Origin of the sequence: Plantibacter flavus, assembly GCF_051487245.1 — a bacterium.
Classification (GTDB): Bacteria; Actinomycetota; Actinomycetes; order Actinomycetales; family Microbacteriaceae; genus Plantibacter; species Plantibacter flavus_B.
The window spans coordinates 128,623-149,977 of record NZ_JAHVDH010000006.1; the positions used below are offsets into that span (position 1 = coordinate 128,623).

The window sequence follows — 21,355 nt, forward strand, 5'->3', positions numbered from 1 at the left end:
TAGAGTGCTCGACCATGACCTGGATCACCGAGCCGTTCACCGCGGCCTTCCTCCTCCGCGCCCTCGTCGGCGGCGTTCTGGTGGCGGGCATCTGCGGCGTCGTCGGCACCTGGGTCGTCTTGCGCGGACTCGCGTTCCTCGGTGAGGCGATGGCCCACGGCATGCTCCCCGGCGTCGCCGCGGCAGCGCTCCTCGGCCTGCCTCCGGTGGCCGGGGCCGCGGTCAGTGCGGTCGCCATGAGCGCCGGGATCAGCCTCGTGTCGCGCCGCGGCAGGCTGTCGCACGACACGTCGATCGGGCTGCTCTTCGTCGGCATGCTCGCGCTCGGCGTCATCATCGTCTCCGCCAGCAGATCCTTCGCCACCGACCTCACGGCGATCCTCTTCGGCGACGTCCTCGCCGTCCAGCCCGCCGACCTCCTCGGCCTCGCGATCGCCCTCGTCGTCACCGTGGTCGTCGCGACGGCCTTCCACCGCCCCTTCGTCGCCCTCGCCTTCGACCGGCGGGTCGCCGCGACGATGGGGCTTCGGCCCCGCCTCGCCCACGCCGCGCTCGTCGGCCTGGTGACGCTCGCCGTCGTCGCCTCCTACAGCGCGGTCGGCACGCTGCTCGTCGTCGCCCTCCTGCTCGGACCGGCGGTCGCCGCCGCGCACTGGGCCAGGCGGATCCCACTCATCATGCTCCTCGCCACAGGTTTCGGTGCACTCGCCGTCCTGAGCGGCCTCCTGCTCTCCTGGTACGCCGGCACCGCGGCCGGCGCCTCGATCGCGGCGTGCTCGATCCTGCTCGCCGCCGCGTCATGGGGCGTCCGGAGCGCTCTCCTGGCGCTCCGCCGACCGACCGACCACCACCCGACCCACCCGACCGATCCGATCCACCTGGAAAGCGCACCGTGCACCGACTCCCCCACCCACCCGTCCATCGAACCAACGTCCGACGACCGTCCCGCATCGTCGGCCTCTCCCTCGGCGCTCTCGCGCTGATCCTCACCGCGTGCGCTGCGCCCGGAGATGCGGCGAGCTCCCCGACGACGCCTACCGAGGCCCGCGGTCACGGCTACGTCGAGGGCGCGAGCGAGCTCCCCGAACCGCAGCTGCACCTCGCGACGGCGGACGCCACGGGACTCGTCGAGCTCACGGACCTCCTGAGCGAGGACCGGTCGACGGTCGCTCAGCTCGGGCCGCTGTCCTCGATGTCGGGTGACGGGCGGTTCGTCGCCGCGCAGTCCGACCCGCCCGGCACCGTCACCGTCATCGACACGGGCGTGTGGACCGTCGACCACGGGGACCACCAGCACTACTACCGGGCCGAGGCGCGGGTCGTCGGTGAGCTGGAGGGCCAGGGCGTCGCCAGCATCGTGGCGGGTGCCACGACGACCACTGTGCGCTTCGCGGACTCTGGCGAGACGATGCTCCTCGACACGGTGGCGCTCGGCACCGGCGAGGTGGCCGAGACGGGCACGATCACGACGCGGCCCGGCGCCGAGGGGATCGCCGTACCGATCGGCGAGACCGTCCTCGCGACGGACGGCCAGGGCGCACTCGCCCTGTACGACGCATCGGGGAACCCACTCGACGCAGCGGGCTCATCGGTCGCGGCCGCTCGCGCCGCCCTCGAGGGGTGCAGTGCGGCGTCCGGATCCATCACGACGAACGTCGGAGTCGTCGTCGGATGCACCGAGGGAGCGCTGCTCGCCGTCGTCGACCGCAGCTCGAGCGACGCCGATCCGGTGCCGACGTTCGAGGCGATCCCGTACCCGGGTGCCGTCGCCGCGTCCGAGCGGGCCTGGTCCTTCCACGCCCGTCCCGGCCGTCCCACCGTCGCTGCGGTCGCGGGCGCCACCGGCGCCTGGCTTCTCGACACCCGTGAACGCAGCTGGAGCCTCCTGCCGACCGAGGTCCCGCTTCAGCTCGTGAGCGCCGTCGACGACCGCGAGCAGCACGTCGTGGCCGTGACGACCGATGGACGCGTCCTCGTCCTGGACGGCGCGAGCGGCGCGACGGCCGGTGCGACCGGTCAGCTCCTCACTACGGAGGACCTCGCCGCTGGCGTGCAGCTCGAGGTGGACCAGAACCGTGCCTACCTCAACCGCCCGAGCGCGCGGACCGTCGAAGAGGTCGACTACGCGGACGCCGCACGGATCGCCCGAAGCTTCATCTACGACACCGAGCCGGCGTTCCTCGCCGAGACGGGACGATGACCATGCATCGCAGCGCCGAACCGCACCCCAGCGCCGTACGCCGCGCACCACGGCCCCGGACATCACCGATCCGGACCCTCCGCACCCTGGCGGCGCTCACCGTTGGCATCACCGCGGCAGCAGGTCTCACGAGTTGCAGTGCGGCTGCGGACGACCGGCCCCTCGTGGTGGTCACGACGAACATCCTCGGCGACGTCGTCGGTGAACTCGTCGGAGACTCGGCCGAGGTCATGACCCTGATGCAGCCGAACGCCGACCCGCACTCCTTCGAGATCTCCGCCCAGGAGGCCGCCCGTATCGTCGGCGCCGAACTCGTCGTCTCGAACGGCTTGCGGCTCGAGGAGGGGCTGGTCCGGCATCTGGAGACCGCCGCCGCCGAAGGGGTGCGAATCGTCGAGGCCGGTTCGCTCATCGACGTGCTCGAGACCGACTCGGGCGCGCCGGATCCGCACTTCTGGACGGACCCGCGGCAGATGTCCACGGTCGTCGAGGGCGTGACGGATGCGCTGGTCGAGGATGTGCCGTCTCTCGACACCACCGAGATCCGGGCGAACGCCGACGCCTACCTCGCCGAGCTGGCGTCGCTCGACGAGGCGATGTCCGCCGCATTCGACACGATCCCGGTGGAGCACCGCAAGCTCGTCACCAACCACCACGTCTTCGGCTATCTCGCCGAACGCTACGGCTTCGAGGTCATCGGCGCGGTCATCCCCTCCGGCACCACGCTCGCCGCTCCGAGCGCCTCCGACCTCGATGAGCTGTCGACCGCCATCGCGGCCGCCGGTGTGCGCACGATTTTCGCCGACTCCTCCCAACCGGACCGACTCGTGCAGGTGCTCGCCGACGAGGCGGAGCTCGACGTCGCGGTCGTGCCGCTCTTCACCGAGTCACTGACGGCAGCAGACGGCGAAGCCCCCACCTACCTCACCATGATGCGTGCCAACACGGAACGCATCGCCACCGGACTCTCGCCCTGAGCGGGCGTCCACGACACGATAGGACATGATGCACCAGCACCGCAGCTCCACCCGCAGCACCGGCGGCTCGACCGGCACCCGACGACGATGGGCTCCGTTCCTCACCGTGAGCGCCGCCTCGGCCCTCCTCCTCACGGGATGCGCGACGGCGAACGGCTCCACCGCCGACTCGAGCGCGACCGCCTCGGACGGCCCGCAGAGCCGGATCACCCTCACCTACGACGGCGGCCTGCTCGTCGTCGATGCCGCGACCCTCGAGGTCGTCGGCGATCTGCCCCTCGCCGGCTTCAACCGGGTGAACCCGGCGGGTGACGGACGCCACGTGCTCGTCACCACGGGTAAGGGGTTCCAGGTGCTCGACACCGGCACGTGGACGGACGCCGACGGCTCCTCCCACCAGGCCGACCCGGAGCTCACCGACCTCGTGTTCGAGGCGGACACGGCAGGCCACGTCGTCCGGCATGGCGAGAAGACCATCCTCTTCGCCGATGGGACCGGGGACACGACGATCTTCGACAGCGCTGCGCTCCTCGACGCGACTTCCGAACTGCCGGAGACCGAGACGGTCGCCTCGGAGGCCGCGCACCACGGGGTCGCGATCGAGCTCGAGGACGGCACCCTGCTCTCCACGCTCGGCACCTCGGAGGCTCGCACGGGCGTGCGGGTGCTCGACGCCTCACGCACCGAGATCGCCCGCAACGAGCAGTGCCCCTCCGTCCACGGGGAGGGTACGGTCGAGGACGAGATCGTCGTCTTCGGCTGCAGCGACGGCGTGCTCGTCTACGATCACGGCGAGTTCACCAAGATCCAGGCTCCCGACGCCTACGGCCGCACCGGTAACCAGTACGTGAGCGAGACCTCGAGCATCGCGGTCGGCGACTACAACAGCGATCCCGACGCGGAGGGGTACGACCTCCGTCAGCTCGCCTTCACCGACACCGTCGCGAAGACCACGAAGATCGTCGACCTCCCGGAGGGTGTCGGCTACACGTGGCGAGACGTGGCCCGAGGCCCATCCGACGAGGTCGTGGTGCTCGGCAACGACGGTTCACTCCATGTCCTCGACGAACTGAGCGGAGAGGTCACCGACACCATCGAGGTCATCGACGCCTGGGAGCCGCCGGCCGAGTGGCAGGACGCCCACCCGGCGCTCGTCGTCGCAGACGGCGTCGCCTACGTGACCGATCCCGCGACGAAGTCGATCCACGCCGTGGACCTCGCCACCGGCGAGATCGTCACGGGTGAGCTGCCCGACGTGCCGAACGAGATCGCCGTCGTCACCGGCTGATCACCACCGATCGCGCCCGGGCCGTCCTCCCACTGCACCACAGGGGACGGAACGGGCGCGCTCGCGTTTCCAGTCAGTTCGAGCGGCGGCGGTACTGCGCGAACAGGGCGGCGTCGGCGGCCCAGCCGGCACCGAGGAAGCGGATGCCGGATGCCATGGGCGTTGCGGCATCATCGGCGGGCGACGCTGCAGCCGACGTCGTGAGGTCGACACCGGCAGCACCCCTGGACACGTGCGCTGCGGCCGACACGCGCTCGGCGACCTCCGGGACCCGGTCGCCGACAGGAGCGGCCTGCGCACCGATGCGGACCGGCTGCGGCAGCGATGCGACCGGCACGGGCGTGGTGACCTGCGGACGGATGGCGTGCGAGCGGCTGATCGATGACATGTTCCCATCGTCGTCGTGAGAGACGCGCAGGACATCCCGCGGCCGGGTGATCTCGGCGGCCCGATGTCATCCTCCGGTACCACGTCCGCGGTCATCCGTGTGCGGTACCCGCCCGTGCCGCTGGCCCCGCCCGGCCGTCCTGAGCAATACGCTAAGCCCATGTCCAGTGAACCGCGCCGCTCCCAGGCCCTGCGTCGTCCGGCCGGCACGCCACGCATCGCCTTCCGAGGCGGACGCCCGGTGTCCCGCACGTCCACGGTCAAGACGACGCTGCAGCACCCGTTCGCGATCGGCTTCATCGGAGCCCTCGGCGCTCTCGCGGCCGTCCTCGTCGGCCTCACGATCGGCTCCTTGTCGACGATCCTCGTCTACATCGCCGTCGGGCTGTTCATCGCACTCGGCCTCGACCCCGTGGTCGTGCGGTTGGAGTCCAAAGGCATCAGACGGCCGGTCGCCATCGTCATCGTCTTCGCGGCGTTCGCGATCATCATCGGCGTCCTGCTCGCCGTCATCATCCCGATCGTCACGCGGCAGGCCGTCGAACTCGTCTCCAACGCACCGATCTTCCTGACCGACATCCAGAATCAGGAGTGGTTCACCAACCTGAACTCCTACCTCGGCCCCGGCATCGACCTCGAGGGCGCACTCGAGTGGCTGTACGGCCTCGCAGCAGACCCCAAGAACTGGATCGCACTCGCCGGCGGCGTGCTCAACATCGGTGTCGGCATCGCGAACGGGTTCTTCGGCGGGTTCATCGCGCTCGTGCTCGCTCTCTACTTCCTGGCGTCGATGCAGGCGATGAAGAACGCGTTCTACTCGCTCGTCCCCCGCCCGTCCCGTCCGCGCGTGGTCTCGATCACCGATCAGATCACCGGGTCGATCGGCGGATACGTGAGCGGCATGGTCACGCTCGCCGCGATCAACGCCGGCCTCGGCCTCGTGATGATGCTCATCGTGGGCGTCCCGTATGCGGGCATCCTCGCCGTCGTGATCTTCTTCGTCACGCTCATCCCGCTCGTCGGTTCGATCATCGCCACGGTGATCGTCGCGATCGTCGGGCTCTTCAACTCCCCGACGACCGCGCTCGTCGTCGTGATCTACTACCTGATCTACATGCAGATCGAGTCGTACGTGCTCACCCCGCGCGTGATGAACAAGGCCGTCGCCGTCCCCGGTGCGCTCGTCGTCATCGGCGCGATGGTCGGCGGGACGCTCCTCGGGCTCCTCGGCGCTCTCGTGTCCATTCCGGTGACCGCGTCCATCCTCCTCATCATCAAGCAGGTGGTCGTGCCACGGCAAAACCGAAAGCCCTGACAGAGCCTGTTCAGAATTCAGGGAATCTCCGGCGGAAAGACTCGGGTCGGGCACGATCCTCGCGGAAATCGGACATTGCGGCCCGACAGCACCGTGATTCCCTGAATTCTGAACCGCCCGGCTCAGCGCTGCTGCACCGGCACCGGGCGCCCGGTGAAGCGGATGCGGACGGCCTCGCCGACCTCGAGCCGCTCGGTCGCGCCGTGCTGCACGGCGACCAGGGTGCCGTCCGGCAGCTCGACGGTCGTGCGCCGCACCGGGCCGAGGAAGCTCGACGCGAGCACGACGGCATCGGCACCCGACTCGGTCGCGTCGACGAACACGATGTCCTCCGGGCGGACGAGCGCGGTGACGTCGCCGTGGTCGGGGTGCTGCCCGATGACCGGCAGACGCTGGCCGAGCACGTCGACTCCCCCACCGACCAACCGGCCGGCGAAACGGTTGCTGAGGCCGATGAACTCCGCGACGAACGACGACGACGGCCGGGAGTACAGCTCCTCCGGCGTCCCGATCTGCTCGATGACCCCTGCCCGCATGACCGCGACGCGGTCGGCCACCGCCAGCGCCTCCTCCTGGTCGTGCGTCACGAACAACGTCGTGATCTGCAGTTCCGACTGGATGCGCCGGATCTCGTCCCGCAACTGCACGCGCACCTTGGCGTCGAGGGCGCTGAGCGGTTCGTCGAGGAGGAGCACCCGGGGACGGGTCACCAGCGCGCGGGCGAGCGCGACGCGCTGCTGTTGCCCACCCGAGAGCTGGTGGGCGTAGCGTGCACCGAGGTGGCCAAGTCCGACGAGTTCGAGACTCTCTTCAGCGCGAGTGCGTCGCTCGCCAGCGGGAACCCTGCGCATGCGCAGCCCGAACTCGACGTTCTCGAGCACGGTGAGGTGCGGGAAGAGCGAGTACGACTGGAACACCATGCCCAGGTCGCGCTTGTTCGTCGGCACAGCTGCGACGTCGACGCCGTCGATGAGCACGCTGCCCGAGGTGATGTCCTCGAGGCCGGCGAGGCTCCGGAGTGCCGTCGTCTTGCCGCAACCCGACGGGCCGAGCAACGCGACGAACTCTCCGGGCGCGAGCGTGAGACTCACGCCGTCGAGGGCGCGCGCGCCCTGGCCGTAGTCTTTCACGACGCGCTGGAACTGGACCTCGGCGCCGGATTGCCGTTCGGCACCTGAAGCGGCGGATGCCGACTGATCGATGATGGTCATGGTGTCTCCCTGATGCGACGACCCTCGCCGACGCGGCCGATGATGAAGAGCAGGACGAACGCGAACGCGAGCGCCAGCAGCGCGAAGATGACCGCGACGAACGGGTCGCTCTTCGACACCTGCACGAGCGAGGTCTGGAGCGTGTTGCGTCCGAGCAGTGAGGCGATCGTGTACTCGCCGAGGACGACCGCGACCGAGATCACCGACGCCGACAGGACGCCACGTCGCAGGTTCGGCAGCAGGATCCGGATGAGCACGGTGCCCCAGCCCGCTCCGAGAGTGCGTCCGGCCTCCGCGAGCGTGCCCACGTCGACGGACTGCAGGTTGGCGGCGATCGCGCGGTACGCATAGGGCAGCACGGTGATGCCGTAGGCGAAGGCCAGCGTCCACGGCGAGGAGCCGAGCACGCGGGCCACCACCGAATACACCGGTGCGAGGCCCACGACGAGCACGATCGCCGGGACGGTGATGGGGATGATGCACACGAACTCGAGCACCCGTTGGAGCTTCGGGAAGCGCAGCTTCACGAGGATCATGGTCGGCAGCAGCAGCACGACGACGATCAGCACCGTGACGGCCGCGAGGATCACCGAGTTCCCGATGCCCTGGAACAGTACGCGGTACTTGCGTGCGTTCTCCGGGTCGAGGATCGCGGCCCAGTGGCTGAGGTCATGTCCGCCGTCGATACCCGCGCGGAGCGTGAACTCCACCATCGAGAGGATCGGCACGGCGAAGACCAGACCGACGACGATCAGGATGAGCCGACTCGTGAGCTTCGACGGGGTCGCGGCGTCGCGACGGACCGCTGGCCGCACGCGGTGCGGTCTCCCACCGAGCGGTGCCCGGCTCTTCACGAGCGCCTCCGTCTTCGTGACGGTCGGGCGCGGGCCGAGCGGACCTGCGGGGTCCGTGGTCTCAGTGTCGATCGAACTCATCGCTGCCACCGTTCCGTGCGCGCCTGCAGAGCTACCGGTGATCCGCCCAGCCCGGTCATCATCGATCGAACTCATCGCTGCCACCGTTCCGTGCGCGCCTGCAGCGCTGCCGGTGATCCGCCCAGCCCGGTCATCATCGATCGAACTCATCGCTGCCACCGTTCCGTGCGCGCCTGCAGCGCTGAGTACCCGGTCATCATGACGACCATGACGATGATCATGCCGATGGCGAGGGCGCCGGCGAGATTCTCACGGCCGAGGACGGTCTCGCTGATGAGTGCTCCACGGATCTGGAGCGGCACGATCTGCGCCCCCTGGCTGATGAGCGCGGCGGCTGTCGCGTAACTGGAGAACGCGTTCGCGAACAGGAGCAGGAGCGACCCGAAGAAGGAGGGCGCGAGCACGGGCATCGCGATGCGCGTCCAGTAGGTGAAGCGCGTGCCGCCGAGGGTCGCGTTGGCCTCCGACCAGGTGCGCTTCAGTCCTTCCATCGCGGGCATGAAGGTGATGATCATGAGCGGCACCTGGAAGTACAGGTACGGCAGCAGGAGGCCGGGCACCTGGTACAACCACACGCCGTTCGCGAAGATGTCGACGCCGACGCTGTCCTTGAGGAACACCGTGATGAGTCCCTGGATCCCGATCGTCGCGATGAACGCGAACGCGAGCATGACGCCACCGAACTGGGCGAGCACGCTCGAGGCCGCATCGACGATGGTGCGGATGAATCCGTCCGGGCGCACGGCGAGCAGCGCGTAGCAGACGAGCGAGCCGACGAGGGCCCCCGCGATGGCGGTGACCGCTGACACCCAGAACGACGACGCGAACGCGCCGAGGACCGCCGGCTCGAAGAGCGCCGTCAGATTGTCGAGCGTGAACGCGCCGTCGCCGTCGAAGAAGCCGGTCGCGAGCGCCAGCACGGTCGGCACTGCGAGGAAGAGGAGGGTGTAGGCGGCGAACGGTGTGAGGCCGAGGAGCGCCCAGCGGGGGCGGCGGCGTGGCTTCGCAACCGGTTCGGTCTCGTGCGACGACGCACGATCGGTGGTGATGGGGAGCGAGACGGCGGGGCCGGCGACTGCCGACCCCGCCTCGCTCCGCCCTGCGGCGGAAGCGCTCATCAGGAGATCGCTGCCGCCCACTTCTCGGCGAGCAGTGCGGTGGCCTGCTCGGTCTGCGCAGGGCTGAACTGCACGAGGTCTGCGGGCATCTCACCCACGGCGTCGAGAGCGTCCTGATCGACCGTGCCGGCCTCCACCATCGCGTCGAGCGTCGCCGGGTAGGCGCCGGCTGCGAGGTACAGGTTCTGCGCCTCGGGGCTGAACAGGAATTCCTGCCACAGTCGGGCGGCCGCGGGGTGCGGAGCGTCGACGTTCACGGCCTGGTTGTAGTAGCTGCCGACAGCCGAGCCGGGGAGGACGGTGGTCTTCCAGTTGCGCTGGCCCTCGTTCTCGGTCGCGGCTGCGAGGTTGTTGTAGCTCCAGTCGATGACGACGGGGGTCTCGCCAGAGGCGATGGTCGCCGGCGTCGGGTCGAGCGGCAGGAAGTTGCCGGCCTGGTTCAACTTCTGGAAGAAGTCGATGCCGGGCTGGATGTCGTCCGCGGTTCCGCCGGACTGCAGGGCGGCGAGGTACACACCGGCTGCTGCCGCACCGGCCTGGGTCGGGTCGCCGTTCAACGCGACCTTGCCCGCGAACTCGGAGCCGAGGAGGTCGTCGATCGACTTCGGGGCGGGGACGGCGTCGGCGTCGTAGCCGATGGAGACGAGGCCGGTGTAGTCGTACACCCAGAGGCCGGTCTTCTCCTTGTACCCGTCGGGGATCTCATCCCAGTTGGCGACCTGGTACGGCGCGAACTGGTCGAGGTTGGCGAGGGCGACGGCGCTGCCCAGGTCGAAGACGTCGGGTGCGGTGTCCTGCCCCTTCTGGTTCTGCGCTGCGGTGATCTCCTCGGCGCTCGAGACGTCGGGGTCGGCCGAGTTCACGGTGATGTCGTACTTGGCTTCGAAGGCGGAGATGATCGCGCCGTAGTTGGCCCAGTTGTCGGGGAGCGCGATGACGTTGAGTTCGCCCTCGGCTTCGGCCGCGGTGACGAGGGCGTCGAGCCCGCCGAAGTCCTCCGCGGTGGTCGCTGTCGCCGCATCGATGCCGGAGTCGGACGCGGCGTCGGCCCCTGCCGAGCATGCGGTGAGCGCGGTCGCTGCGAGAGCGACGATGGCGAGGGCGGTCATGCGCCTGGTGTTCACGGTTCCTCCAGTGACGTCAGCGGCCGCCCGTGCTGTCGGGCTGTCGGATACCGCGTCCGTCGTCTGGAGGACAAGCTAGGGTCGCCACCTTGCGTGGTCACGGCCACTCGGTGACGCACAGGTGAACACAAGACCTACTGTTCAGAATTCAGGGAGTTCTCGCGCGCAGCGGCCGAATCCTGCAGCATTTTCGCGGGAATCGGACATCGACGTGCCTGGACGCAGAACTTCCCTGAATTCTGAATTCTGAATTGTGAATGCGGGCGAGGGTCGGTCAGCCGCGGAGCGCGACCGGTCCAGGCGTGCGGGCGAGTCGCTCTTCGAGGCCCGCGCGGACCTCCGGCCACTCGTCGGCGATCACCGAGAAGAGCGCGGTCGTTCGCCAGGTGCCGTCGGCGCGCTGCTTGTCGCGGCGGACGAGCCCTTCGAACGTCGCCCCGAGCCGCAGAATCGCGGTGCGGGAGCGTTCGTTGCGCTCGTCGGCCTGGATCTTCACGCGACCGAAACCGGACTCGAACGCCAGCCCGAGGAGCAGCAGCTTCGCCTCGGCGTTCACCGCCGTACCCCAGACGCGCGGGTCGTAGGCGGTCCACCCGAGGTGTGCCGCCTCCCCGGGCTCGTCGAAGTCGCCGAGCGTCGACGTCCCGACCAGGAGGCCGTCGTGGTCACCGCCGACCAAGCGGATCACGTACGTGTTGCGGAGCCCGGTGGTGAAATACCCGTCGGCGAAGGCGTCGAACTCGCCCTGTGTCGTCGGCAACGCCTCGATCCCGCCGCCGTAGCCTCCCGCGAAGACCTCCGGGTGGGCGATCGCAGCGAACAGTTCGGGGTAGTGGGCGGCCTCGAGGGGTTCGAGACGGATGGTCCGGCCATCGATGGGGCGGGGTTCAGGGCGTCGCGCAGTCACCTCTCCACCGTATCCGCTCGTGGCACGTCTTGACCCTCGCGGCACGTCCTGCAACACGCGCCCGTGCTCGCGGCACGTGCCCGCGATTCGGGTGACTCCTGCCGAGGAGGGTCAGGCGCGGATGAGGCAGGTGGGTGAACCTGCGTCGAGTGTCCCGAGCAGCGCGGTCGGCACGCCGGTGCGCTCGTCGAGCCGGAAGCTCGCGACGTCGTTCGACAGCTGGTTGGCGACGTGCAGGAACCGGCCCGACTCGAGGTGGTGGCGCGGCCACGACCCGCCGCTCTCCACGTCTGCGACGGCCTCGAGCTGCGAGCCGTCGCCCAGCACCCGGAGCGTCGCGATCCGGTTGCTCCCCCGCACGCCGACGTGCAGCTGCTCCCGCGAGGCGGCGAGACTGATCTCGGCTCCGGTGTCGCCCTCACCGACCCCCTCCGCCGGCGCGACGGTCGCTGAGATCAGGTGCCAGTGCCCATCGGTGCCGCCCGAGCCGAGCGTGAACACCTCGACCGAGTACTCGGTGATGACGTGGAGGTGGCCGCTCGGGTGCACGACCAGGTGGCGGGGGCCCGTGCCACGCGGGAGGACGACGGTGTGGTCGAGCACGAGGCGGGCGCCGCGCAACTGCCAGATCCGGACGGCGTCGTGGCCGAGGTCGGTGGTGGCGATCCGGCCGTCCGGCAGCACCGCCGACGCGTGCGCGCGCGAGGGCCGGGAGGGCAGCGCCTTGCCGACGGCAGCCTCGAGCGCGAGCAGGGTGAGTGCGTCCTCGCCGGCGTCGGCCGCTTCCGCGTCGAGCGCGGTCGGCGACGCCCACGGGTCGACCGACGCCTCGCCGAGCTTCGGGTCGCCGCCGAACGCCGCGGTCTCGGCGAGCGGCACCGACACGACGCGGCCGTCGCCGTAACAACTCGCGATCAGCGCAGCACCGCCGGGCACCGCCATGACGTGGCACACCGAGTCGCCGGCTTCGATGGGCTTGCCGAACGGAGCGAGCGCGAACTCGCCCGAGCGTTTGAACGCCTCGACCGCGCCCGTCGACTCGCTCGCGGCGTAGACGATCGGCAGTGTCGGGTGCAGCGCGAGGAACGACGGCGACTGCGCTTCGGACGACTGCACGAGTCGGAGGGTGCCGCCCTCGTCCTGCCGCAGGAGGCTGATGCCGGCACCGATGCCGTCGGCCTCCGCCGTGTAGGAACCGAGCAGGAGGTAGGGGGTGTCGTCGCTCACCTGCCCAGTCTCCCACCGTTCGCCGCCGTCGACGATCCCGCCCGCGACCCGGCGCCTGCCCAACCCCAACCCCAACTCAGGATCCGCTCGGCGCGTCGGCCCCGAACGTCGGCGACACGCGGACCCTCTCCTGAGTTGGGGAGGCGGAGATGGGCGTTCCGTCGCACGGCCCACCGTGCCACGATGAAGCATGACCGACCTCACGCGATACGACCTGGCCTGCGGCGCCTTCCTTCGACTCGTCGCCGGCATCGATGCCGCGCAGTGGACACGACCGGGGCTCGGGGTCTGGGACGTCCGGGCCCTTGTCGGGCATACCAGTCGGGCCATCATCACCGTCATCGACTACCTCGAGATCGACGCTCCGGAGACCGTGTCGTTGGAGAGCGCCGCCGACTATTACGGCCAGATCTACCTGACCTACACGAACCCCGACGCGATCGCGCTGCGCGGGGTGCGCGCGGGCGAGGCGCTCGGCGACGAGCCGGTGGAGCACGTGGCTGCGCTGCGTGAGCGGGCGGTCGCCGCGATCGCCGCCCAGGGGCTGGATCGCATCGTCTCCATCGGCGGCATGGGTATTCCGCTCGGCGAGTACCTGCGCACGCGCATCTTCGAGCTGGTCGTGCACTCGCTCGACATCGCGCGCGCGACGGGGCAGGACGCCGCGATCCCACCGGCACTCGTCGAGGAGGCTGCGTCGCTCGCGGCGGGCATCGCAGCGCTCCGCGGCGAGGGCGAGCGCGTCCTCCTCGCCCTGACCGGTCGCGATCCGCTCCCCGAGGGCTTCAGCGTCGTCTGACGTTCCGCCTGTCCTGAGATACCAGCGCGGTGCGCTGGACCGAACCTGGCGGAGACGGCGCCGGCGCGGTGCGCTGAACCGAGCGCGCCGGAACCGGCGACGACGCACCCCACGAACGCGAGCGCGCCCCTCCGGAGACCCGCGCTCGCGCTACTGACCCGCGCTCGGTCCAGCGCATCGCTGGCGGCCACCGGAGGTCAGGGGGTTCGGCGGGCGCGGACGTCGGCGGCGTACTGCTTGGGGGTGACACCGATCGCCTCACGGACGATGCGGATGAGCGTCGCCCGCGTGATGCCGAGGGCGTTCGCAAGCGTCACCAACGAGAGCTCAGGCTGCTCATCGAGCGTTGCGAGCGCGCGACGCACCCGCGGATCGAGCGCGGTGCGGTCGGCGGGGACCCGCGCCACGGCAGGACGAGGCTCCGACGCCCGGGCCAGCTCCTCGAAGGGAGGCAGGCCCGGCAACGACGGCTGTTCGTGCTCGGTCACGCTGATCGACGTCCGACGTTCGCGCTGGGCGTCGCCGCTCAGTCGACGAGGTCGTGGCGGACCACGATCGCGTCGCGGCCGGGGCCGACACCGATCGCCGAGATGCGCGAACCGCTCATCGCCTCGAGCGCGAGCACGTAGTCCTGGGCGTTCTTCGGGAGATCCTCGAAGCGACGGACACCGGAGATGTCCTCCTGCCAGCCGGGGAACTCCTCATAGATCGGGACCGCGTGGTGGAAGTCGGTCTGCGAGACCGGCACCTCGTCGACCCGCACGCCATCGACCTCGTAAGCGACGCACACCGGGATGGTGGCGAGTTCGTCGAGGATGTCGAGCTTCGTGAGCACGAAGTCGGTGACACCGTTGATGCGTGCCGAGTAGCGGGCGATCGGGGCGTCGTACCAGCCGACGCGCCGCGGCCGCCCGGTCGTGGTGCCGAACTCGAAGCCCTTCGAGCGGAGGTGATCGCCCGAGGCGTCGAACAGCTCCGTCGGGAACGGACCGGCACCGACGCGGGTCGTGTACGCCTTGACGATGCCGATGACGCGCTCGAGACGGTTCGGGGCGACTCCGGAACCGGTCGCCGCACCACCCGAGGTCGCGTTCGACGATGTGACGAAGGGGTAGGTGCCGTGGTCGACGTCGAGCATGGTGGCCTGGCCGCCCTCGAAGAGGACGATCTTGCCGGCGTCGAGTGCCTCGTTCAGCACCAGGGCGGTGTCGGCGACCATGGGACGCAGGCGCTCGGCATAGGAGAGGAGGTCGTTCACGATCTCGTCGACCGTGATCGCACGACGGTTGAACACCTTCACGAGGAGGTGGTTCTTCTGGTCGAGGGCGCCCTCGACCTTCTGACGCAGGATGTTCTCGTCGAAGAGGTCTTGGATGCGGATACCGACACGGTTGATCTTGTCGGCGTAGGCCGGACCGATGCCGCGACCGGTGGTGCCGATCTGACGTTTGCCGAGGAAGCGCTCGGTCACCTTGTCGATCGTGCGGTGGTACTGCGTGATGATGTGCGCGTTGGCGCTCACCAGCAGACGGGACACGTCGATGCCGCGGGCCTGCAGCGCCTCGAGCTCGTGGAACAGCACCTCGATGTCGATGACGACACCGTTGGAGATGACGGGCACGACGCCGTCGGTGAGGATGCCGGAGGGCAGCAGGTGCAGGGCGTACTTCTCGTCGCCGATGACGACGGTGTGCCCCGCGTTGTTGCCGCCGTTGAACTTCACGACGTAGTCGATGCGGTCACCGAGGAGGTCGGTGGCCTTCCCCTTGCCTTCGTCGCCCCACTGGGCGCCGACGATCACGATTGCTGGCATCTGGATGCCGCCCCTTCCGGATTCTGTGTGCCCGGCGCCATCCGTGAGGATGCGTCGCCCTGACAGGCCGGACGCCCACCCTCCGCGGGCGGGCGTCTCGTGCACGCACCCGTCTATCGTACCGGAGGCGACTGACGCACACCGAGTGGCCGCTGCCGTCCGGGCACGCGAGCGGGGCGGGTCGGTACGATGAGGAGACGCTCAGGCTCGTGCTGGTAATATTTCAGCCCGATCACCCTGCATCTGCACCTCGCATCTGCGCCGTCGACCCGACCGAACGGAACCCATGACCTCCCTGCCGCGCCTTGTCGCCTTCGACCTCGACGACACCCTCGCCGAGTCGAAGTCCGCCCTCGACCCGCGCATGGCCGAACTGCTCGTCGCGCTGCTCGAACGCACCTCGGTGTGCATCATCTCGGGCGGCCAGATCGTGCAGTTCCAGAACCAGGTCCTCGACCATCTCGGCGCAGCATCTGCCGATGCCCTCGGTCGCCTGCACCTCATGCCGACCTGCGGCACCCGCTACGACCGGTTCGACGGCACGAGGTGGACGACGGTCTACAGGCACGACCTCACCGACGACCAGAAGTCCCGCGCGATGGGCGCCCTCGAAGCTGAGGCGAAGCGCCTCGACCTCTGGGCCGCCGAGACCTGGGGCCCGATCCTGGAGGACCGCGGTTCGCAGATCACCTTCTCCGCTCTCGGCCAGTCGGCCCCCGTCGCAGCGAAGGCCACGTGGGACGCCGACGGCAGCAAGAAGGAGTCGCTCCGTGCCGCCGTGCAGGCGCTCCTCCCCGACCTCGAGGTCCGTTCGGGCGGCTCGACGTCGGTCGACATCACGATGGCCGGCGTGGACAAGGCCTTCGGCATGACCCGTCTCGCGGAGCACACCGGCATCCCGCTCACCGAGATGGTGTTCGTCGGCGACCGACTCGACGAGGGCGGCAACGACTACCCCGTGATCGCGCTCGGTGTTACCACGGTCGCCGTGCACGGATGGCCCGACACGGCCGCCTACCTGGAGTCGCTCGGTCTGTAGCACCTCGACAGGCTCGGCGACCGGGCGCACGTCGGCGGCCGGGCGCATCTCGGCGACTCGACAGGTTCGGCGGCCGGGTGGTTCTCGGCAGAAGGACCGGTCCCTGAGCGCATCGAAGGGCGTGCTCTGAGATCGGCCGGACCGCTCCCCTGCATGCGCTGGCGCGCCCGCGACGAGGCCGAAGGGACTAGTCGGAGCCGAGGATGACGATCGCCGAGGTGGGCGGTGCCGCTGCGGCGATGAGGTATTCGATCTCAGCGGACGCCGTCGGGTCGGCTTCGGTGAGGAAGGCGTCCAGACGCTCGACCTCTTCGGTCTCGCCGATGGCCCTGGCGGAGCGACGCAGCGCGTACAGCGAGCGCAGGACGCCGCGGTTGGGCGCGTGCGACCACGGCACCGGGCCCTGTCCGCGCCAGCCGGCCGCACGCAGGGCGTCGAGGCCGCGGTGGTAGCCGACGCGCGCGGCGGCATAGCCGGGCACCGGTGACTGCGGGTCGTGGACCGCGTCGGCGAGCAGTGCCCAGCCGAGCGATGAACGCGGGTGTGCGGCGATGAGTTCGGCGAGCGCCTCGATGGAGCCGACCGCTGCGAGGAACTCGGCGTCGGTCGCGCTGTCGTCCGGCAACAGCGTCGGAGGGGTTCCCATCAGATTCTCACCGGTCATCCTTCAACCATAGCTCCGATGCCTGTTCGCGGCGTGGGAGGAAGCTGGTAGCCGGTCGCTGAGAGCTCACTGCACCTTCGATCACTATCTTGCACAGCGTTGTGCAAGATAGTACGATCGAGTCCATGACCACCACCGCAGCCCAGACGAGCGGCCCGCGTGCGCCTCGTCGCGACGCCGCGGAGAACCGTGTCGCGCTCCTCGAGGCCGCCCAGCTCGCGCTCCGGAGCGATCCCGACGCCAGTCTCGAGACCATCGCGGCGACCGCAGGCCTCACCCGCCGCGCCGTGTACGGCCACTTCGCGAACCGCGACGAACTCGTGAACGCCGTGGTCGTCGCCGGTGCGGAGCGAGTGGCCGCCTCGATCACCGCCGTGCGCGGTGACGACCCGCTGACGACGATCGCCCTGATCGGCGACGTCCTGTGGGCCCAGGTGGACCACGTCCGCATCATGGCACCGCTCGCCGTCCGCGGCCCGCTGCGCACGGTCACGGCGGCAGCCCTCCAACCCGTCCGCAGCCTGCTGCGCGACACCGTCGAAGCCGGGGTCGCCGCCGGTTCCATCCGGCCCGACATCGACGCCGACGTCCTCGCGCGGCTCGTCGAGAGCACCGCGGTCGGCGTCCTCGAGGAGGCCAGCCGGTCCGAACTCACCACGAGCGCCGGCCGCCGCCTCGTCATGCTCGCCACCCTCGGCGCCGTCGGTCTCTCCTGGCAGGACGCCACCGCGGTCGCCGAACGAGCGGACACCATCGCCGCCGACACCACGACCATCCGCACCACCGATGAGGAGCCCTCCCATGCGCGTTGAACTCGACGGCGTCTCGAAGGGCAAGGGCGGCGTCGTCCTCGAGCCCACCTCCCTCTCCTTCCGCACCGGCGAAGCGACCTTCGCGCGCGCGGAGACGGAGCAGCGTCCGACCGTGCTCGGGCTGATCGCCTCCGGGCGCATGAAGCCGGACACCGGCACGGTGCTCGTCGACGGCGCGACCGACCGCCGCACGATGCGTCGCGCGATCGCACTCATCGACGCCCCGGACGTCTCGGAGCCGGCGAGTGGCGTGGCCGTCGCGGGTGTGGTCGCCGAGGAGCTCATGTTCGCCGGCCGCGCGAGCCACCCCTTCGCCGTCGCTCGCCTGCTCGACTCGCTCGACCTCGGCCACCTGTCCAAGCAGCCGATCTCCACCGTCGCGCCGACGGACCGGGTCCGGCTTCTCACGGAGCTCGCGATCCTGCGCGAGGGCGTCACGGCGCTCGTCCTCGTCTCCCCCGACCGCCACGGCGGCGACCCGCTCCAGTGGTGGACGATCGCGCGCTCACTCGCGGCGCGCGGGTACGGCGTCCTCGTGATCGCCGGCGACGCCTCGGCCACCGCCATCAATGCGACCGCGGCCGCACCCGTCTCAGAGAACGCCACGGACGAACTCGTCCCCCTGTTCCAGCAGGACTGGTCGTGATGCGCCGCAGTCCGCGCTCCGCCCGTCTTTCCACCCGCCCCAGCACCACCCGCCCCCAGAAGGACCTCCTGTGAAGATCTTCGCCATGATCCGTGCCGAGCTGTCGAGGCTGTGGGCGACCCCGATGTCGCGCCTCGCCCTCATCGCGCTCATGTGCGTGCCGCTGCTGTACGGCGGCCTGTACCTCTGGGCGAACCAGGATCCCTACGCGAAGCTCGACCAGGTGCCGGTGGCACTCGTCGTCGAGGACACCGGCGCGCCCGCCACGAACGACGCGGGCGACGACACCGGCGACACGGAGAACTACGGCGCCGACATCGCCGAGCAGCTCATCGAGGACGGGTCGTTCGCCTGGCACGAGGTCAGCGCTGCGGATGCCCGGCGCGGTGTGAACGACGGGACCTTCGACTTCAGCGTCACGATTCCCGCGGACTTCTCAGCGTCCCTGACGTCGGCGTCCGGTGACGACCCGCACCAGGCGGAGGTGCAGCTCACCACGAACGACGCGAACAGCTACCTCGCGACGACGATCGGCGAGCAGGCGGTGAAGCAGATCAAGGCGACGATCGTGCAGACGGTCAACAAGCAGGCCGCCGGTCGCTTCCTCGTGGCTCTCGACACGATCAAGACGAACCTCGTGGACGCATCCTCGGGGGCGACCCAGCTCGCCGACGGCGCACAGCAGGCTCTCGACGGCACCGGCACCGCTCAGGCCGGAGCGTCGACCCTCGCCGACGGCACGGCCCAGATCGCCGCCGGAACCGCGAACCTGCCATCGCAGACCGACCAGTTGGCCTCCGGCGCCGAGCAGGTCGCAGCCGGCACATCGACCCTCGCGGGTAAGGGCGACGAAGTGGGCGCAGCGGCGCAGCGACTCGTCGACGCCTTGCCGGCGGCCCGTGCCGACATCGCGACGGTGCTCGCCGAGAACGGCTTCAGCCAGGAGCAGATCGACCAGGTGCTCGCACGACTCGACCCCGTCGCGGCCGATGCGACGGCCGCGAACCAGCAGGTGCAGACCGTGGTGGCGCAGGTCGATCAGCTCAACAGCGGCGCGCAGCAGGTCGCCGGCGGCGCCCGCACGCTGAGCAACGCCATGCCGGCACTCGCCTCGGGAACGCAGCAGGCGGCCGACGGTGCAGCCTCGCTGCGGGACGGGCTCACCACGCTGCAGACGGGCCTCGGTACGCTCCGCGACGGCATCGTCACCCTGCGCGACGGCCTGCAGGACGGCGCGGACGCGATCCCGGCGACGACCGAGGACTCCCGAGCCCTGCAGGCGAAGACGATCGCCGACCCGGTGAAACTCACGAACTCCTCCGTGACGAGCGCCGGTACCTACGGCGCGGGTCTCGCACCGTTCTTCGTGAGCCTCGCCGCGTGGATCGGCATCTACGCCCTGTTCCTCATCGTGAAGCCGGTGTCGCGTCGGGCGATCACGGCACTCCACAGTCCGATCAAGGTGACGGTCGCCGGCTGGCTGACCCCCGGCCTCCTCGGCACGATCCAGATGGTCGCACTGTTCGGCATCCTCGCCGGCGCGCTCCATTTCGAGATCCACAACCCGCTCGGCACCTACGGCATGATGGCGCTCGCGTCGTTGACGTTCGCCGCGATCATCCTCACGCTCAACGTGTGGTTCGGCAGCGTCGGGCAGTTCCTCGGCCTCGTCCTCATGGTCGCGCAGCTCGTCACCGCCGGTGGCACCTTCCCCTGGCAGACCCTGCCGGAACCGCTCGCCTGGTTGCACCACGTGCTGCCGATGTCGTACGCGGTGGACGGCATGAGGCAGCTGATGTACGGCGGCCGGATGGATGCGGCCCTGCAAGACGCCGGCGTGCTGCTGGCCTGGCTCGCGATCGCCCTGAGCCTTGCGGCGATCGGCGTGACACGGATGACGCACGCACGCACGCTGCGCGATCTGCGCCCGAGCCTCATCGGCTGATCCTGCGCCGGAGCGTCACCCGTCGGGTACGGATGTCGCTCCGGCGCACTTCGGATCACCGGACCGCGCGGTGCCCCTTCGGGTGAGGCGCCGATCGTTCGCGATGCGAGTGACCGGCCGGGTCGATCGGGTCTCCTCCGCCGCGGTTGCACTCGCTTGAGTGAGTGCATCCGGTGCCGATCATGATGCGGGTTCCGACAATCGATCGCGAACTCTCGGCTGCGTCCCACTCTGGACGACGAAAACCCCCGCGAACGGGGGTCAAGGACGACGATTCATGCCGACCGCGGGGTGGAACACCGGAGGCCGTCGGGAGTGGGGGAACTCCCGGCGGCCACCGGTGCGACGGTCGGGTCCGTCTGGGGGCGCCTCGCTTCGGAAGTTCGGGCTTCCTCGGGTCGGCACGTCCGTGCGCTGATCAGGCTGCGATCAGCGCGGCTTCCTCGCGCTGCTCGGCGAGCATCCGGCGACGAGTCGCGAACGCCGCGCCGGCACCCCAGATGAGGAGCGAGGCGAACAGTGCACCGGCTGGGGCGATGAGCTCGCTCGGGCCGGTCTGCGACGCAGCGCTCGTCGTCGCGGTCTCGACGACACGCGGCTCGGCCTGCGCCGGGGAGGCGACGCCGACGAGCAGGGCGATTGCGAGGGCTGCGGGCACGGCGACGGCCGTGGCGCCGCGGACCAGTGAGCGGCGGGTTCCTCGTTCGGGCGAGGTTCCCAGGGGTTCGGTGTGACGGTTCATCTTCGACGCATCCTTCGGGTGACCGCCGATTCGCATCGCACGGATTCGGGTTCCGTGCGATGGCCCTCGTGGCTTCGGGTGCGGTGAGGGATTCGGGTTCAGCGGTGGAGTCTTGCTCCGGTATCGAGTATGGCCCTCGCTGTCGGCACTTTGGGGGACTACAGAGTCAACTTGGGCAATCTTGAGGTTTTCCTGAGCTGCCGGTG

The 21,355-nt window shown here is 69.9% G+C and carries 21 protein-coding genes; 10 read left to right on the forward strand and 11 right to left on the reverse strand.

Going from position 1 to position 21,355, the window contains the following annotated elements:
* Nucleotides 1-14: 14 nt before the first annotated feature.
* From aztB to aztD, 4 genes are read left to right on the forward strand one after another with little or no spacing between them, the layout of a single operon-like run.
* Complete coding sequence (gene aztB / locus KXS11_RS16070) at nt 15-983, forward strand: zinc ABC transporter permease AztB (RefSeq protein ID WP_437386634.1); 969 nt, start codon at nt 15-17, stop codon at nt 981-983.
* A complete protein-coding gene (locus KXS11_RS16075; protein WP_437386635.1) occupies nt 893-2,200 on the forward strand; it encodes an ABC transporter in 1,308 nt (435 codons plus the stop codon). Before aztB ends, KXS11_RS16075 begins: the two co-directional genes overlap by 91 nt.
* Entirely contained in the window at nt 2,197-3,177 is a 981-nt protein-coding gene (gene aztC, locus KXS11_RS16080; protein ID WP_437386636.1) for a zinc ABC transporter substrate-binding protein AztC, read from the forward strand. The genes KXS11_RS16075 and aztC overlap by 4 nt, the downstream gene beginning before the upstream one ends.
* Before the next feature lie 25 nt (nt 3,178-3,202).
* Complete coding sequence (gene aztD / locus KXS11_RS16085; protein ID WP_437386637.1) at nt 3,203-4,465, forward strand: zinc metallochaperone AztD; 1,263 nt, start codon at nt 3,203-3,205, stop codon at nt 4,463-4,465.
* 73 nt (nt 4,466-4,538) lie between these two features.
* Here aztD and KXS11_RS16090 read toward each other — a convergent pair whose 3' ends face one another.
* A complete protein-coding gene (locus KXS11_RS16090) occupies nt 4,539-4,853 on the reverse strand; it encodes a hypothetical protein (protein WP_437386638.1) in 315 nt (104 codons plus the stop codon).
* Nucleotides 4,854-5,012: 159 nt separating this feature from the next.
* Between KXS11_RS16090 and KXS11_RS16095 the strand changes: the two genes are divergently transcribed.
* Nucleotides 5,013-6,167, forward strand: a complete 1,155-nt coding sequence (locus tag KXS11_RS16095; RefSeq protein WP_437386639.1) for an AI-2E family transporter — start codon at nt 5,013-5,015, stop codon at nt 6,165-6,167.
* A 122-nt stretch (nt 6,168-6,289) separates the two neighbouring features.
* Here the strand turns inward: KXS11_RS16095 and KXS11_RS16100 are convergent, their stop codons facing one another.
* The 6 genes from KXS11_RS16100 to KXS11_RS16125 form a co-directional block, all read right to left on the reverse strand.
* Nucleotides 6,290-7,378 carry an ABC transporter ATP-binding protein gene (locus KXS11_RS16100; RefSeq protein WP_437386640.1) on the reverse strand — a complete coding sequence of 363 codons (1,089 nt, stop codon included), beginning with the start codon at nt 7,376-7,378 and terminating at the stop codon, nt 6,290-6,292.
* Nucleotides 7,375-8,313: an ABC transporter permease gene (locus KXS11_RS16105; protein ID WP_437386641.1), complete on the reverse strand. Its 939-nt coding sequence runs from the start codon at nt 8,311-8,313 to the stop codon at nt 7,375-7,377. Before KXS11_RS16105 ends, KXS11_RS16100 begins: the two co-directional genes overlap by 4 nt.
* 146 nt (nt 8,314-8,459) lie before the next feature.
* On the reverse strand, nt 8,460-9,431 hold the full coding sequence (locus KXS11_RS16110) for an ABC transporter permease (RefSeq protein WP_437386642.1): 972 nt from the start codon (nt 9,429-9,431) through the stop codon (nt 8,460-8,462).
* The gene (locus KXS11_RS16115) at nt 9,431-10,540 is read right to left on the reverse strand and encodes an ABC transporter substrate-binding protein (RefSeq protein WP_437386643.1); all 1,110 of its coding nucleotides are present in this window, start codon (nt 10,538-10,540) and stop codon (nt 9,431-9,433) included. The genes KXS11_RS16110 and KXS11_RS16115 overlap by 1 nt, the downstream gene beginning before the upstream one ends.
* 289 nt (nt 10,541-10,829) lie before the next feature.
* Complete coding sequence (locus tag KXS11_RS16120) at nt 10,830-11,462, reverse strand: GNAT family N-acetyltransferase (protein ID WP_437386644.1); 633 nt, start codon at nt 11,460-11,462, stop codon at nt 10,830-10,832.
* 111 nt (nt 11,463-11,573) lie between these two features.
* Entirely contained in the window at nt 11,574-12,689 is a 1,116-nt protein-coding gene (locus KXS11_RS16125) for a lactonase family protein (protein WP_437386645.1), read from the reverse strand.
* Nucleotides 12,690-12,879: 190 nt separating this feature from the next.
* Here KXS11_RS16125 and KXS11_RS16130 point away from each other — a divergent pair, with 190 nt between their 5' ends.
* Complete coding sequence (locus KXS11_RS16130) at nt 12,880-13,488, forward strand: maleylpyruvate isomerase family mycothiol-dependent enzyme (RefSeq protein ID WP_437386646.1); 609 nt, start codon at nt 12,880-12,882, stop codon at nt 13,486-13,488.
* 197 nt (nt 13,489-13,685) lie between these two features.
* Here the strand turns inward: KXS11_RS16130 and KXS11_RS16135 are convergent, their stop codons facing one another.
* A complete protein-coding gene (locus KXS11_RS16135) occupies nt 13,686-13,976 on the reverse strand; it encodes a hypothetical protein (protein WP_437386647.1) in 291 nt (96 codons plus the stop codon).
* 38 nt (nt 13,977-14,014) lie between these two features.
* Nucleotides 14,015-15,301: an adenylosuccinate synthase gene (locus tag KXS11_RS16140; protein WP_437386648.1), complete on the reverse strand. Its 1,287-nt coding sequence runs from the start codon at nt 15,299-15,301 to the stop codon at nt 14,015-14,017.
* Between the two features lie 286 nt (nt 15,302-15,587).
* Between KXS11_RS16140 and KXS11_RS16145 the strand changes: the two genes are divergently transcribed.
* Entirely contained in the window at nt 15,588-16,340 is a 753-nt protein-coding gene (locus tag KXS11_RS16145) for an HAD-IIB family hydrolase (RefSeq protein WP_437386649.1), read from the forward strand.
* Nucleotides 16,341-16,527: 187 nt separating this feature from the next.
* Here KXS11_RS16145 and KXS11_RS16150 read toward each other — a convergent pair whose 3' ends face one another.
* On the reverse strand, nt 16,528-17,004 hold the full coding sequence (locus tag KXS11_RS16150; protein ID WP_437386650.1) for a DUF3151 domain-containing protein: 477 nt from the start codon (nt 17,002-17,004) through the stop codon (nt 16,528-16,530).
* Between the two features lie 125 nt (nt 17,005-17,129).
* On the opposite strand from KXS11_RS16150, the gene KXS11_RS16155 reads away from it, so the two are divergent.
* The 3 genes from KXS11_RS16155 to KXS11_RS16165 all read left to right on the forward strand — a co-directional run bounded on the left by KXS11_RS16155 (nt 17,130) and on the right by KXS11_RS16165 (nt 20,407).
* Entirely contained in the window at nt 17,130-17,816 is a 687-nt protein-coding gene (locus KXS11_RS16155; protein WP_437386651.1) for a TetR/AcrR family transcriptional regulator, read from the forward strand.
* Entirely contained in the window at nt 17,806-18,462 is a 657-nt protein-coding gene (locus KXS11_RS16160; protein ID WP_437386652.1) for a hypothetical protein, read from the forward strand. The genes KXS11_RS16155 and KXS11_RS16160 overlap by 11 nt, the downstream gene beginning before the upstream one ends.
* Nucleotides 18,463-18,532: 70 nt before the next feature.
* Nucleotides 18,533-20,407, forward strand: a complete 1,875-nt coding sequence (locus tag KXS11_RS16165) for a YhgE/Pip family protein (protein ID WP_437386653.1) — start codon at nt 18,533-18,535, stop codon at nt 20,405-20,407.
* A gap of 418 nt (nt 20,408-20,825) precedes the next feature.
* Here the strand turns inward: KXS11_RS16165 and KXS11_RS16170 are convergent, their stop codons facing one another.
* A complete protein-coding gene (locus KXS11_RS16170) occupies nt 20,826-21,149 on the reverse strand; it encodes a hypothetical protein (RefSeq protein ID WP_437386654.1) in 324 nt (107 codons plus the stop codon).
* Between the last annotated feature and the right edge of the window lie 206 nt (nt 21,150-21,355).